Raw genomic sequence first — 14296 nt, forward strand, 5'->3', positions numbered from 1 at the left:
CACATGCGGCGGAGCCGCTCAGCGAGGTGCCGTGATCCCAGGGATCGCCGGAATCTGGATGCCCGGCGGTAGGTCCGGGATCTGGATGTTCGGCAGCGCGGGTGCCGGAGCCGGAGCAGGTCGAACCGAACCGTCACTGACGTAGATCGTGATGTTCGATCCGGGGACCGCCGAACCTGACGGGGACGTCGACACCACGGTGCCGCGAGCCGCCTGGTCGGCCGTGGTGGCCACCGTCACCTGGAAGCCTGCGCCCTGCAGAGTCGATGTCGCCGACGACTGGCTCTGGCCGGTCACGTCGGGTACCTGGCCGTTGGCCGAGCCGCGGACGTACTTCTGGTCGACGGGTGGCAACGCGACGGGTCCGAAGTTGGTGGCGATCGGTGTCATGGCGTCGAACCACGTTCGAGCCGGCTCGTTACCGCCGTACAGGTTGCCCGAGCTGCATGGCCGCAGCGGGAACGAGCAGATCTCGCTCGGCGTCGGTGAGTCGCCGTACGTGTACACGGCGGCGGCGTAGTTGTTGGTGAACCCGAGGAAGCCGGACGACCTGTTCGACTCGGTGGTGCCGGTCTTGCCTGCCATCGGCAGGGTCCAGCCGGCGGAGCCGGCCGCTGCGGCGGAGGTGCCGCCCGGCTGATCGTCCTTGCTCATGGCATTGGCGAGGGTGTTCGCCAGTCCGGGCTCGACGACCTGCTCACACGCCTGGTGAGCAACCGGAACGGGCTTACCGTCGCGGTCGAAGATCGAGTCGATGGGGGTGGGCGGGCACCACATGCCACCCGAGGCCAAGGTGGCAGCCACGTTGGACAGCTCCAGCGGGTTCACCCAGGTCGGTCCGAGGGTGAACGAGCCGAGATTCTGATCCTTCTGGAAATCGGCCATGGACTGGTCGGTGCCCGACGAGCCGGGGTCGTTGTACGACCGCAGGCCCAGGCGAACGGCCATGTCGACGGTCGGGGTGACGCCGACCGACTCGATCAGCTTGACGAAGGCGGTGTTGGGGGACTGCGCCAACGCGTCGGTGATGGACAGCGACGCCGGGTAGTTGCCCGCGTTCTCGACGCAGTAGGTCGCTGCCGGGCAGTTCCGTGCACCGCCGTCGCCGACGCCCTTGACCTCGACGCGCCTGGGCACCTGCAGCGTCGCGCTGGTTCCCAGTCCGCGCTCCATCGCCGCGGCGGTGGTGAAGATCTTGAAGATCGAGCCCGCACCGTTGCCGACCAGCGAGTGCGGCTGTGGCTGCACCGTCTCGTCGTCGTCGGCATTGAGGCCGTAGGTGCGGCTGCTGCCCATGGCGAGAACTCGGTGCTGGTCCTGGCCCGGCGCGACGACGTTCATGACGGTGGCGACGCCGTCGAGGTTCGGACTGGTGTTCTCCACCAGAGCGGCCTTGGTGGAGTTCTGTACCGCGGGGTCGAGCGTCGTGCGGATGAGGTACCCGCCCTTGTCGATCTGTTCCTGGCTGATTCCCGCCTCGGCCAGGTACTGCAGTGCGTAGTCGCAGAAGAATCCGCGGTCGCCTGCCGCGATGCATCCGCGGGGCAGGGTCTGGGGAACGGGCAGCACACCGAGCGGCTCGGACTTGAGCGCGGCGAGCTCGTCGGCGCGTTCGGGGAGGTTCTGGATCATCGTGTCGAGCACGGTGTTCCGGCGCTCGAGCACGCCCTCCTCGTTGGTGTACGGGTTGAGTGCGGAGCTGGACTGCACCATGCCTGCGAGCATCGCGGCCTGGACGGCGCTGAGCTGGCTCGCATCGATACCGAAGTAGGTCTGGGCGGCGTCCTGGATGCCGAAGGACGCGTTGCCGAACGGAACGAGGTTGAGGTACCGGGTGAGGATCTCGTCCTTGGTCAGTTCCTTGTCGAGCGTCAACGCCATGCGGATCTCGCGGATCTTGCGAGCGGGCGTCGTCTCGATGGCCGCTCGGCGCTCGGCGTCGGTCTTGGCCACCACGAGCAGCTGGTAGTTCTTCACGTACTGCTGATCGATGGTGGATGCGCCCTGCTCGACCTGCCCGCTGGTGGTGTTGGTCAGGAACGCACGGAGCGTGCCCTGCCAGTCCACGCCCTGGTGTTCGGCGAAGCGGCGGTCCTCGATCGAGACGATGGCGAGCTTCATCTCGTTGGAGATCTGGTCGCTCGGCACTTCGAATCGACGCTGCTCGTACAGCCAGGCGATGGGATTGCCGTTGACGTCCGTCATCGTCGAGACGGCAGGCACTGCGCCCTCCACCAACTCGGCCGAGACGTTGTCGACGGTATCGGCGGCGCGGTTGGAGGCGTACCCGAACCCACCGGCCAAGGGGAACATCACGCCGGCGAGCAATGCACCGGCGAGTGCTGAACATCCGGCGAGCTTCGCCACGGTTTTTCCAACTGACACAGAGCACAGCGTACGTGGGTGTGGCTCGGACCGGCAGAGGCCTGCATGCGCCGTGTGCTGCGCCCCTGCTCGGGACGGCCGTACCAGAAATGTGACCCCGCCGTCTTGCATTCGGGGCTCGCTTTACCTAAATTATGAGCACGGTGTGATTCGCATAACACTTGATAATGAATGTGGGGCAGCTCCTAGAATTTGTGCTTCGCCTGACGAGGTACAAACTGCTTCGAGCCTCCGGGACGTCCAGCGAGGACGTCCGCAACGCAAAGGGGTATCCGCATGCACACGACAACCGCGCCGACGCGACTCGATGTAGAAGAAGCCGAGGCACGCATCGCCTGGGTGTCGCACGCCCGTTGCAAGGGCACTGACCCGGACCAGCTCTTCGTCCGGGGTGCAGCGCAGCGCAAGGCCGCAACCATCTGCCGGCACTGCCCGGTACTCATGCAGTGCGGTGCGGATGCCCTCGACAATCGAGTCGAGTTCGGTGTTTGGGGCGGCATGACGGAACGCCAGCGCAGGGCGCTGCTCAAGCAGCACCCCGAGGTCGACTCCTGGTCCGAGTTCTTCGAGACCCAGCGTCAGCAGCAAGCAGCCATCTAGTCGCCTGCCGGGCAGGGCCGATTCAGCCTTTGCGAGTCAGCTGATCGGCCACTGCACGCAGCGCGGCGAGGTCGGAGACCTCGAACGGCAGTGACGGAACACCGACGATGGGCACGCGGGGGTGCGCACCGGTGAACCGGCGAAGCAACCGCACCTCACGCGCTGCCGTGACGGCGCGCTGAGCGTGGATCCGGAGGACAGCGGCGGTCAGATCCGCACCCGGGTCGTCGATCCGATCGAGTAGATCGGCCGCCGTCGCGGCGTGATCCGCCTGCACCGACGACAGCGTCGGGTGCGTTCGGTTCACCACCAACCCGGCCAGGGGCATCTTCTCCGCAGACAAGCGCTCCACGAAGAAGGCCGCCTCGCGCAGCGCGTCGGGTTCTGCGGCAGCGACGACGAGGAAGCTGGTGCCGTCCTCGCGAAGCAGCTGGTAGGTACGCGTCGCCCGCTCGCGGAACCCGCCGAACATGGAATCCAGTGATTGCACGAAAGCTGATGCGTCGGACAGCATTTGGCTACCGATCACGGTGGAGACGCCGCGCATGGCCAAACTCATCGCGCTGGTGACCACGCGGGTGATGCCGCGGCCGGGAGCGGTGAGCAGCCGGATGAACCGGCCGTCGAGGAACGAGCCGAGTCGCTGCGGTGCATCGAGGAAGTCCAGTGCATTGCGCGACGGCGGAGTGTCCACCACGATCAGATCCCACGACGAGTCCAGGGACAACTGCCCCAACTTCTCCATCGCCATGTACTCCTGCGTGCCCGAAAACGACGACGCCACAGTCTGATAGAACGGATTGGCCAGCACCTGCTCGGCCTTCTCCGGCGTCGAGTGCTCGATGACCATCTCGTCGAACGTGCGTCGCATGTTCAGCATCATCGCGTGCAGTTCACCCTTGGCACCGGCACCCAACTTCACCGGCTGCGGGCTGTTGTCGAGATCGCCGAGACCGAGAGCCTGAGCCAGGCGACGGGCCGGATCGATCGTCAGCACCACCACCCGCCTACCCTGCTCGGCAGCGCGCAGCGCCATCGCAGCCGCGGTGGTGGTCTTGCCGACTCCGCCGGCCCCGCAGACGACGACGATCCGCGACGTGGGATCGGTCAGGATGCGGTCGACATCGAGTTCGGTTGCTACTGATCGAGTCATCGGACACCCTGTTCTGCAAGCTTGGCGGCGAGCTCGTACAACCCGCCGAGATCGACACCATCGGCCAACATCGGCAGCGACATCCGCGCGACGTCGAGTTCGTCGAGCGTGGTTGCGCTCTCCACCTGAGCCGAGAGCGTTGCCGCGTGCTCGATCGATTCGGTGAGCAACCCCGCGAAGTCCGCCTCGGACAACGTGATTCCGGTCTTGGCGAGACCGTCCTGAATGGCGACGGCATCGATCTCGCCCTCGGCGATGGCCTCGAGCGACTCGGCCGGTAGGTAGGTCGGTTCGGTGCGATTGACGATGACCGCGCCGAGTCGAAGATCTGCCGCCTCTAGCTCACGCACCGCGTCGGCCGTCTCCTGCACCGGCAGCGCCTCGAGCAGTGTCACCAAGTGCACGACGGTGTCGGCCGAGTGCAGCAACCGCACCACGCCCTCGCTCTGCGAACGAACCGGTCCGCCCTTGGCCAGGTCGGCCATGGCCTTGGTGACGTCGAGGAAGTTTCCGATGCGTCCGGTCGGCGGCGAGTCGACGACGATCTCGTCGTAGGCCCGGTTGCCCTTCTTGTCGGTCCGCACCACACATTCCTTGACCTTGCCGGTCAGCAACACGTCGCGCAGACCCGGTGCGATGGTCGTAGCGAACTCGATGGCGCCGATCTTGCGCATCGCGCGGCCGGCGAAGCCGAGGTTGTAGAACATCTCGAGGTATTCGAGGAACGCGGTTTCGATGTCGATGGCCAGTGCGTAGACCTCGCCGCCGCCGTCCGCCGAGGCGACGCGTGTCTCCTTGGGCGGAAGCTGCGGCACGTCGAACAGCTGCGCGATGCCCTGCCTGCCCTCGACCTCTACCAGCAACACCCGTCGACCACCGGCTGCGAGCGCCAGTGCCAATGCGGCAGCGACCGTCGTCTTGCCGGTCCCGCCCTTACCGGATACGAAATGCAGCCGCGCGGCATCTGCCTTCGCCGGCCATCCCTCTTCGTTCGCTATGCCCACACCCCGACCATATAGAGGTCGTCCCCGGGCGTCCGACCGAAGTGTCTAACTCTGCTCGGAGTGTCGGCGGAGTCGGTCGACCAATCCCTGGGTGTACGCGTCGAGATTCGGTACTGCGTCGGGACAGGCGACCATCGCGATCGTCACCACGTCGCCCAGGCCGAAGATTCCGTGATTGAGACACCGGCCGTCTTCGAGGAACGGAAAGCCTGCCGAGAAACGCGCGACGGCACCATACAGCTCGAGGTCCGCGCGGCCACGGTCGACACTGACGACGGTCGTCTGGGCACCGACGTGCGACGGAGAGCGGTCGTGTTGTCGGAATCGGCGTCCCTGCACGAACCGGACGATCGGTGCAGGCACTCGCTCGTCCGCGCGCGCGACGCGGAGCAACGGTGCAGCCGTCACCCTGGCTCGTTCGGCCGCGAGCGACCGAGTGATCAGCTCGGCTCGCTTCGCGATATCGGGTTCTCCGACGTGGAGGTCGACCGTTCCGACCACCGCTCGATTCGCTGCCGGCCACTCCACGTCGCGCGGTAGGGCCATCGGGACGAACGCCGCGACGGTGCCTCCGGTCGCGGACAGCGGCTCGTCGCCGTCGCCGTCGCCGTCGCCGAGATATTGGTCGAGGCACGAGCCGACGGCACACAGAGCGGACACCGTGACCGACGCGGCACCCGCGCGGACTTCCGTCTTCTGCATCGGCACTATGCGAACGACTCGATACGGCCCCACGGCCTGGTTCAGCGCCGTGGCCGGCACCGAGGGCGGGCCGGGCTGCGACCCCCGGTACGCGCGAACAGCTCGACGGGCCTCCCACCGCGATCGAACGAGATCGACCGGTGCGCGCACCACCGCACCGAGAGTGCTGACGACGGCGTTCTCTCGCTTGGGCTCGGTCTCCGGTGATAGAGCCGCACCTGTCGCGGACACTGGCTCGAACAGTGCTCGAACCATCCTCGATACGCCCAGCCCATCGGTCAGGGCGTGCCCGACCTGCAGTATCACCACCGTCACCGCACCCTGCATCAGCGGAGCAGAACCGATTCCACGGACCACGTGCAGGTGCCAGGAGTGCTCTCGGAGATCGAGACGAGTGCGGAGCAGGTCGCCCATCAAGATCTCGAAGTCGGCCCAGGGCGCACCGCCGAGGTCGTGATCCGACATCCGCTCGGACAGCGGGGACGTATCGGGTACCCATCGCGGGTAGTCCAGATTCAGTGGCGCCTCCCGGAGCCGCAGTCCCAGGCCGGGGACCAGCGGTGCGCGGGCCTCCACGTGGGCGACGATCTCGTCGAACGAGGGCGCGGGGCGTTCGACCGAGTCGAACGCCGTCAGGGAGAACTGGTCCCGAGAATCACCGCGGTCACGCGCGAAGTGATAGATGGCGTCCTTGATATCGAGCCGATCCATGCGACGACTGTAGTTCCGGCACCGCATCGGTGGAACCGAACGATAGGCTCAACAGTCATGAGCGAAAAGATCATCTGGGAGTACTTCACCGCGCCGGTCCTGATTCACGCCACCAAGCAGATTCTCGACAACTACGGCTCCGAGGGCTGGGAGCTCGTCACGATCATGGCGGGACCCAACGGCGGAGACACGTTGGTCGCGTACTTCAAGCGCCCGAAGGTCTGAGCGCGCGTGGCGAATTGGAGCGAACGACTGTCCGAGCTGGGCATCGAGCTGCCCGACGTCGTCCCGCCGCTGGCGGCGTACGTCCCGGCGGTGCAGGTGGGCTCGCTCGTCCACACCTCCGGCCAGTTGCCGATCGTGGACGGAAACCTGACGTCGGTGGGCAAGGTCGGCGGCGACGTCACCGCTGAGGACGCCACCGCAGCGGCGCGCCTCTGCGCCCTGAATGCGCTCGCCGCCGTGCACGCGCTCGTCGGCATCGATTCGGTGGCCCGAGTGATCAAGGCGGTCGGCTTCGTGGCCTCCGCTCCGGGATTCACCGGCCAGCCCGGGGTGATCAACGGGGCGTCGAACGTCATCGGTGAGATCTTCGGCGATGCGGGCAAGCATGCGCGCTCGGCCGTGGGTGTCGCCGAACTGCCACTCGGTGCTTCGGTGGAAGTGGAGCTCATCGTCGAACTGCGCTGACGCGCAGTGGTGTGGCTAGGTGCCCTGTGGGGCACTCAACCACGCCACTGGGGCGCAGCCGCACATGTCACTGGGGCGCAGCCGCACATGTCACTGGGGCGCAGCCGCACATGTCACTGGGGCGCAGCCGCACATGTCACTGGGGCGCAGCCGCACTGATCACTTTCTGCAGGTGTAGGCCTCGGTGTACCGAGCATTCGTGATCGACACCCTTGTCGACCGACTCGAGGAATTCGTCCAGCAGGACGGCGAAGCAGTCGGTCGACGAGGTCGAGCGGTCGGTGAGGGTCTCGACTCCGTCGGTGCCGCTGAGCTCGATCCGCATCAGGGACGGCATGATCGGCGTCCGCAGCGACAACTGCACGGTGCTCGTTGCACCGCCCTCGTGCTCGAGCACCACGGTCCAACTGTCCGACGCCACCTCACGGTGCGAGTAGGCAACGCGTGCAATGGTTCCCAGTGCGGCGTCGAGCAGATCGAACACGTGTGGGCCGATGTCGAGGATCGCCCCGTCGTCGTGTCGCCACTGCGAGTTCGCGTACGCCCCGCCGAGGACGGCACCGGAGAACCAGGTACCCGAACCCGCTGCCCACGGTCGCCCGGCGACCGCGTCGAGGAATTGCCTTGTCTCCGGGGCGAACCGGAGCGTCAGCGTCACCATCGAGCGGACGCCTGCGGCCGTCACTGCCGCGGCCAGTTCCTCGGCCTCGGCCACTGTTGCGGCAATCGGCTTGTCCAGCAACACATGTTTGCCTGCCTGCACCGCGCGGATGGCGTACCCGGCCTGCACGGCCGGCGGTACCGCGAACGCCACCGCATCGACGGCACCCAGCAGGGCGTCGAACGAGTCGAAGACCGGTGCCCCCAGCTCGGCTGCCGCTTCGGGTCTGCGTGCCCATACTCCGGCGAAGTCGATGGCGGGATGGGCGAGTAGCGAGGGGGCTTGAGTCTTACGGGCCCAGGGCCCAGCTCCGACGAGTCCGACCTTCATGAATATCGACGGTAGTCCTCCTGGACACGGCGTGGAGCAGGCGACCTACAGTACTTTCATGGCCGACTCGAACCCCCAGCATCCCGCGTACGGACTTCTCCGGCAGGTGACGCCCACCGCGTCGGTTCTGCTCGCCGACAACCCGGGCAAGATGACGCTCGACGGGACGAACACCTGGATTCTGCAGGCACCGGGGTCGGACGAATGCATCGTCGTCGATCCCGGGCCGAAGGACAAAGCTCATCTCGACGCCGTCGCCGCGTCGGGCACGGTGGTGCTGACGCTCGTCACTCATCGACATGCGGATCACACCGGCGGACTGAAGCGGTTCCACCGCAAGACGGCGGCGCCGGTGCGTGCGGTAGGGGAGAAGTTCCTGCACGGGGGCGGCGCAACGTTGGCCCACGGCGAGGTCATCGAGGCTGCCGGGCTGCGTATCGAGGTTCTGCACACGCCAGGTCACACCGCGGATTCGGTGTGTTTCGTGTTGGACGACGCGATCCTGACGGGAGATACCGTCTTGGGTCGCGGCACGACGGTGCTGGACCCGAAGGACGGTTCGCTCGCGGACTATCTGCAGTCGTTGGACCGGCTCGAGGCGGCCGGTGCGGGGAAGACGGTACTTCCCGGGCACGGGCCGGAGTTGCCGGACACCGCCGAGGTGGCGCGAGCGTATCGCGCCCACCGTCGGCAGCGGCTGGATCAGGTTCGCTCGGCGCTCGCCGAGATCGGCGAGAACGCGAAACCGATGCAGGTGGTACGGCACGTCTATTCCGACGTGGACAAGAAGTTGTGGCCGGCTGCGCGGATGTCGGTCAAGACGCAGCTGGCCTACCTCCGCGAGAGCTAGCGAGCAGCTGTCTCGACGGAACTCGGCCTAGCGAGCTCTGCGTGCCAGCCGCTCGGAGTCCGAGATCAGCACGGACTTGCCTTCGAGACGCAGCCAGCCGCGGTGCGCGAAGTCGGCCAGTGCCTTGTTGACGGTCTCGCGAGAGGCACCGACGAGCTGAGCGATCTCTTCCTGCGTCAGGTCGTGGGTCACGCGCAGCGATCCCGCTTCCTGGGTGCCGAAGCGCTGGGCCAGCTGGAGCAGCGCCTTCGCGACACGTCCGGGAACGTCGGTGAAGATGAGGTCGGCCAGGTTGTTGTTGGTGCGACGCAACCGGCGAGCCAGTACGCGCAGCAGCTGCTCGGCGATCTCGGGGCGCTGATCGATCCAGTCCTTGAGCGCAGCACGGTCCATGCTGACCGCGCGGACCTCGGTGACCGTGGTGGCCGAGGACGTACGGGGGCCGGGGTCGAAGATCGACAGCTCACCGAACATGTCCGACGGTCCCATGATCGTCAGCAGGTTCTCGCGGCCGTCGGGGGAGCGTCGCCCGAGCTTGATCTTGCCCGAAACGATGATGTAGAGCCGGTCTCCGGGCTCACCCTCGTTGAACACCACGTGCCCACGGGGGAAATCGACAGGCTGCAGCTGCTTCGTCAGTGCCGCAACCGCAGAGGGTTCGACTCCTTGGAAGATGCCGGCCCGTGCCAGGACGTCGTCCACTTGCGCTCCTTTTGGGATGTCGGTGTCGCGGAAACCCGCACCACCGAAAGCGTTTGTACTCAGTTCGTGCCATGCACCGAACTGCGGTGCAGTTCAGGCGTCGACGCCGATCCGATGATCAAACACAACAATTACCTCAGGGGAGTCTACTTCGAGTCGGTGAAAACCGAGTGATCGACGCCACCACAGGTTGCCAGAGGACTCGGGCGTGTGTTCCCGTTCACCCGAAATTCATCCAAATTACGACCAATGGGACGAAACGCGCGCTCAACTGGCTCGTTGGTCGGCCAGGCCGTCGCGCGTGTCGATGGTCCGCGGCGGGGTCTGGCGGCGTTTGCGGGTGTTGAACCGGGCCAATGCGTGCGGGAAGCCCTCGTTCGCCAGAGTGGCGACCTCGGACTTGCTCGCCTGATCGAGGAATTCCTGTACTTCTTGCTCCCGGACGCCGAGCTTGCTCAGACGAAACTCGACGCGTTCCATCGCGAGTGCGAAGAGCATGAGTAGTACCGGAAAGAGCACCACGGCGAGTCCTTGCATACCGGCCAGTTAACACCGAAAAGATCTCGATACAAACACGGTCCGCTGCTGCCGCGAGGAACGTTACGCATTCTTGTCCGTACAGTTGTGGAGTGGATTCGACAGCTCCGAAACGCCCCGACGTGCGCAAACGCGAGGAGACGCACCTCGGGCTGGTGCGTCGAGCTCGGCGAATGAACCGGACGTTGAACACTGCCTTCCCGCATGTGTACTGCGAACTCGACTTCACCACGCCGCTGGAACTGGCCGTCGCGACCATCCTGTCCGCGCAGTGCACCGACAAGCGCGTCAACATGGTCACCCCAGCGCTGTTCGTGAGATACCGCACAGCCCGTGATTACCCCGAGGCCGACCGGACCGAACTCGAGGAGTTCATCCGCACCACGGGCTTCTATCGGAACAAGGCCAACTCGCTGATCGGTCTCGGGCAGAAGTTGCTGGAGAACTTCGACGGCGAGGTGCCCGCGACGCTGAAGGACCTCGTCACACTCCCCGGGATCGGCCGCAAGACGGCCAACGTGGTTCTCGGTAATGCCTTCGATGTTCCGGGAATCACTGTCGACACCCATTTCGGACGGCTCGTACGGCGCTGGCAGTGGACCGAGGAACAGGACCCGGTCAAGGTCGAGCACGCCGTCGGCGCACTCATCGAGCGCAAGGAGTGGACGCTGCTCTCGCATCGAGTCATCTTTCACGGTCGACGCGTTTGCCACGCCCGTACACCCGCATGCGGGGTGTGCGTCCTCGCCAAGGACTGCCCCTCGTTCGGGACCGGTCCGACCGACCCCGCAACCGCAGCTGCGTTGGTGAAGGGCCCGGAAACCGATCACCTTCTCGCTCTCGTCGGAATCGTGCCGTGAACAAATCTGCCCTGCGGTGGTCACTGGTCGCTCTGATCCTGGTGGTCGGGATGGTCTACGCGCTGTGGCCCCGGAGCGAAGAGCCGACCGCGCAGCCCATGGATTCGCCCGGCCTCGGGCAGCGAACACCGAGCACGGACGAGCGTCGTGCAGTCGACACTCCCGAGGCGCTCGCACCACTGCGTCAGGACGCCGGTCTCGCCGCGTGCCCCACGGCGTCGGGCAACGCCGCGGGCCCGTTGACGGGCATCACCCTCGAATGCATCGGTGACGGCTCGTACGTCGACCTCGGGCAGGTACTCGCGGGCCGCCCTGCTTTGCTCAACATCTGGGCGTACTGGTGTGGCCCGTGCGCCGAAGAGCTGCCCTATCTGCAGCAGTACGCCGACCGGGCGGGCGAGAAGATCGAGGTCCTGACCGTCCACAACGACGCCAACGAGGCCAACGGCCTGACTCGGTTGACCGATTACGGCGTCACCCTGCCCGGCGTTCAGGACGGCGGCGGCCGCGTCGTCGCCGCCGTCGGAGCACCCAACGTGCTGCCCGTTTCCGTTTTGATATCTGCGGATGGCACTGTCGCCAAGGTGCTGCCACAACCTTTCCGTAGCGTCGACGAGATCGCCGACGCCGTACGCGTGAACCTCGGAGTCGACTCGTGAGCGCACCCGACTGGCTCGGACGCATGCTCGACGTGGCAGGCAGGGCCGGCGGACTGACCGACACCACCGGCATCAATCCCGTGCTGCAGCGTCAGGCACCGCCGTCCGACCGACCGCGGTCCGCCGCTGTGCTGGTGCTGTTCGGCGGCCCCGCCTCCGCGGATCCCACCTCGCCCGGTGGATTGCCCGCCGACGCCGACGTCCTGCTGACGCAGCGCGCGTCGACGCTGCGCGATCACAGCGGGCAGATCGCCTTCCCCGGCGGAGCCACCGATCCGGGCGACGACGGCCCGGTCGGCACGGCTCTTCGCGAGGCGCAGGAGGAAACCGGGCTCGATCCGGCAGGCGTCGTCCCGCTGGCGACGATGCCCGGAATTTACGTTCCGCCCTCGCGCTTCGATGTGGTTCCGGTGCTCTCGTACTGGGAGCGGCCGACCCCGGTGCGTGTCGTCGATCCCGGCGAGACCGAGCGAGTGGTGCGAGTTCCGTTGCGCGAGTTGCTCGATCCGGACAATCGATTCCAGGTGCGCCACCCTGCGGGCTACCAGGGCCCAGCGTTCGCTGTGCAGGGAATGCTGGTGTGGGGATTCACGGGCGGTATCCTGGCGGGTCTGCTGGCTGTATCGGGCTGGGAGCCCGAGTGGGACACGGGGGACATACGCGATCTGGAGGCCAGCTTGACTGCGGTAGGAGCGAGGCTCGATCGGTGACAGGTTCAGGGTGGGTCGATATCGCGGTGATCGCCATCGCACTGCTGGCGGCGTCGTCGGGATGGCGGCAGGGGGCGGTGGCGTCGGCGCTGGCGTTTCTGGGGGTCGTCCTCGGTGCCGTTGCCGGCATTCTGGTGGCACCGCACGTGCTCGAACACGTCGACGGTTCGCGGACGCGGGTGTTCGTCGGTATCGCACTGATCGTGGTGTTGGTGATCGTCGGTGAAGTCGCCGGAATGGTCCTAGGGCGGGCCTTGCGCAGCGGAATACATTCGCGCGCAGCACGATCCGTCGACAGTACGGTCGGAGCCGGGCTGCAGGCGGTGGCGGTGCTCGCCGCTGCGTGGCTGCTCGCCATTCCACTGACGTCGTCCTCGCAGCCCGAGGTGGCCAGTGCGGTGCGCGGGTCGTCGGTGCTCGGTCAGGTCGATCAGGTGGCACCCGACTGGCTGCGGCAGGTACCCGAGGAATTCTCGGCGTTGCTCGACACCTCCGGATTGCCGGACGTCATCGGACCGTTCGGTCGCACCCCGGTCGCCGAGGTCGCCGCGCCCGATTCCGGTATCGCAGCGGGACCTGTTCCGGTGCAACTGCAATCGAGTGTCATCAAGATCAACGGCATCGCACCGAGCTGCCAGAAGGCTCTCGAAGGCTCCGGTTTCGTCGTCGGATCCGATCTGGTGATGACCAACGCGCACGTCGTCGCCGGCACCTCCGAGGTGACCGTCGATTCGCCCAACGGACCGCTCGACGCAGACGTCGTGCTGTTCGACCCCGAGGAAGACGTTGCCGTGCTTCGTGTTCCACAGCTGCAGGCACCGGTGCTGACCTTCGCCCCGACGCCAGCCGAATCCGGTACCGACGCCATCGTGCTCGGTTACCCCGGCGGCGGTCCGTACACGGCGAGCCCGGCGCGAATCCGCGAGATCATCAACCTCAGCGGGCCGGACATCTACCGCACCGGAACCATCCAGCGTGAGGTCTACACCGTGCGCGGATCGGTGCGGCAGGGCAATTCCGGTGGACCCCTGGTCAACTCGTCCGGAGAAGTACTCGGAGTCGTGTTCGGCGCTGCCGTCGACGACCCCGACACCGGATTCGTGTTGACCGCGTCGGAGATCGCCGACGAACTTGCACAGAGCTTCGCTGCCCCGGTGCCGGTCGGCACCGGAGACTGCGTCGTCTAGTCGTCAGGGCCTGGCGAAGTCCGGCTGGGCAACAGATGTACACAATCTTGTCTGAGTGGGGTCAGGATCGCCTCGGCCAGCTGCTCGAGCTGGTCGATCCGGCCGGGGCCGAGGTGCTCGAACACCCGTCGGCGCACTTGCTGCACGTACCCGGGCTCGATGCGGTCCACCGCCTGCGAGCCGGCATCGGTCAATCGTGCCAATGTTCGTCGTGCGTCCTCGGAATCGCTTCGTCGAGTGACCCACAGCTTCTTTTCCATCCTGGTCACGATGCGCGACAGGTGTGAGGGCGTGACGCCTGCGCCCGCGGCCAGCTGCGTCATGTGAACGTCGCTTTCCTCGCTCGTCGACAACCAACGCAGGACCTGATACTCCGCGTGTGTGAGCCCGTGCTCGTGGCCGAGGTACGCATCGAGGGCGCCCGGTAGCCACATCATCACTCCCACGAGCAGAGACCAGGTTCGGTCTTCCTGAGGCGAGAGGTGCGGGGCATCGGACACGGGTTACACGATACCGTTGCTTGCTACGGAAAGTATTCTCGGGTAGATTGCTTTC

General features: G+C 66.3%; 16 protein-coding genes. 8 read left to right on the top strand and 8 right to left on the bottom strand.

Annotation, left to right across the window (positions count from 1 at the left end; all coding sequences use genetic code 11):
* Positions 1–18 precede the first annotated feature (18 nt).
* The gene (locus CH256_RS22300) at positions 19–2367 is read right to left on the bottom strand and encodes a penicillin-binding protein (protein ID WP_094638699.1); all 2349 of its coding nucleotides are present in this window, start codon (positions 2365–2367) and stop codon (positions 19–21) included.
* Positions 2368–2661: 294 nt separating this feature from the next.
* On the opposite strand from CH256_RS22300, the gene CH256_RS22305 reads away from it, so the two are divergent.
* Positions 2662–2985 (top strand): WhiB family transcriptional regulator, encoded by a 324-nt coding sequence (locus CH256_RS22305; RefSeq protein ID WP_008712729.1) that lies wholly within the window; start codon positions 2662–2664, stop codon positions 2983–2985.
* 22 nt (positions 2986–3007) lie between these two features.
* On the opposite strand, the gene CH256_RS22310 is transcribed toward CH256_RS22305, so the two are convergent.
* The 3 genes from CH256_RS22310 to CH256_RS22320 are packed head-to-tail and all read right to left on the bottom strand — an operon-like array spanning position 3008 to position 6555.
* Positions 3008–4138, bottom strand: a complete 1131-nt coding sequence (locus tag CH256_RS22310; RefSeq protein ID WP_094670578.1) for an ArsA family ATPase — start codon at positions 4136–4138, stop codon at positions 3008–3010.
* Positions 4135–5142 (bottom strand): ArsA family ATPase, encoded by a 1008-nt coding sequence (locus CH256_RS22315; RefSeq protein ID WP_068054088.1) that lies wholly within the window; start codon positions 5140–5142, stop codon positions 4135–4137. The genes CH256_RS22310 and CH256_RS22315 overlap by 4 nt, the downstream gene beginning before the upstream one ends.
* Positions 5143–5187: 45 nt before the next feature.
* On the bottom strand, positions 5188–6555 hold the full coding sequence (locus CH256_RS22320; protein ID WP_179272181.1) for a wax ester/triacylglycerol synthase domain-containing protein: 1368 nt from the start codon (positions 6553–6555) through the stop codon (positions 5188–5190).
* Positions 6556–6612: 57 nt separating this feature from the next.
* Between CH256_RS22320 and CH256_RS22325 the strand changes: the two genes are divergently transcribed.
* On the top strand, positions 6613–6780 hold the full coding sequence (locus CH256_RS22325; protein WP_094638696.1) for a DUF4177 domain-containing protein: 168 nt from the start codon (positions 6613–6615) through the stop codon (positions 6778–6780).
* 6 nt (positions 6781–6786) lie between these two features.
* Complete coding sequence (locus tag CH256_RS22330; RefSeq protein ID WP_068054093.1) at positions 6787–7245, top strand: RidA family protein; 459 nt, start codon at positions 6787–6789, stop codon at positions 7243–7245.
* Positions 7246–7381: 136 nt separating this feature from the next.
* Here the strand turns inward: CH256_RS22330 and CH256_RS22335 are convergent, their stop codons facing one another.
* Positions 7382–8236, bottom strand: coding sequence for a Gfo/Idh/MocA family protein (locus CH256_RS22335; RefSeq protein ID WP_094670580.1), 855 nt, complete (start codon positions 8234–8236; stop codon positions 7382–7384).
* Positions 8237–8294: 58 nt separating this feature from the next.
* Between CH256_RS22335 and CH256_RS22340 the strand changes: the two genes are divergently transcribed.
* On the top strand, positions 8295–9086 hold the full coding sequence (locus CH256_RS22340) for an MBL fold metallo-hydrolase (protein ID WP_094670603.1): 792 nt from the start codon (positions 8295–8297) through the stop codon (positions 9084–9086).
* A 27-nt stretch (positions 9087–9113) separates the two neighbouring features.
* Here CH256_RS22340 and CH256_RS22345 read toward each other — a convergent pair whose 3' ends face one another.
* Positions 9114–9788, bottom strand: coding sequence for a Crp/Fnr family transcriptional regulator (locus CH256_RS22345; RefSeq protein ID WP_027494494.1), 675 nt, complete (start codon positions 9786–9788; stop codon positions 9114–9116).
* 267 nt (positions 9789–10055) lie between these two features.
* On the bottom strand, positions 10056–10325 hold the full coding sequence (locus CH256_RS22350; protein ID WP_068054099.1) for a hypothetical protein: 270 nt from the start codon (positions 10323–10325) through the stop codon (positions 10056–10058).
* Positions 10326–10498: 173 nt separating this feature from the next.
* Between CH256_RS22350 and nth the strand changes: the two genes are divergently transcribed.
* From nth to marP, 4 genes are read left to right on the top strand one after another with little or no spacing between them, the layout of a single operon-like run.
* Positions 10499–11185: an endonuclease III gene (nth, locus tag CH256_RS22355; protein ID WP_256989516.1), complete on the top strand. Its 687-nt coding sequence runs from the start codon at positions 10499–10501 to the stop codon at positions 11183–11185.
* A 50-nt stretch (positions 11186–11235) separates the two neighbouring features.
* On the top strand, positions 11236–11844 hold the full coding sequence (locus tag CH256_RS22360; RefSeq protein ID WP_094670604.1) for a TlpA family protein disulfide reductase: 609 nt from the start codon (positions 11236–11238) through the stop codon (positions 11842–11844).
* 23 nt (positions 11845–11867) lie between these two features.
* A complete protein-coding gene (locus tag CH256_RS22365; protein WP_094670605.1) occupies positions 11868–12554 on the top strand; it encodes an NUDIX hydrolase in 687 nt (228 codons plus the stop codon).
* Positions 12551–13741 carry an acid resistance serine protease MarP gene (marP, locus tag CH256_RS22370; protein ID WP_094670582.1) on the top strand — a complete coding sequence of 397 codons (1191 nt, stop codon included), beginning with the start codon at positions 12551–12553 and terminating at the stop codon, positions 13739–13741. Before CH256_RS22365 ends, marP begins: the two co-directional genes overlap by 4 nt.
* Here the strand turns inward: marP and CH256_RS22375 are convergent.
* Positions 13738–14241, bottom strand: coding sequence for a MarR family winged helix-turn-helix transcriptional regulator (locus CH256_RS22375; RefSeq protein ID WP_217901101.1), 504 nt, complete (start codon positions 14239–14241; stop codon positions 13738–13740). The two genes, marP and CH256_RS22375, sit on opposite strands and share 4 nt — an antisense overlap.
* Positions 14242–14296: the final 55 nt, after the last annotated feature.

This window comes from Rhodococcus sp. 05-2254-6, from assembly GCF_002258565.1.
GTDB lineage: Bacteria > Actinomycetota > Actinomycetes > Mycobacteriales > Mycobacteriaceae > Rhodococcoides.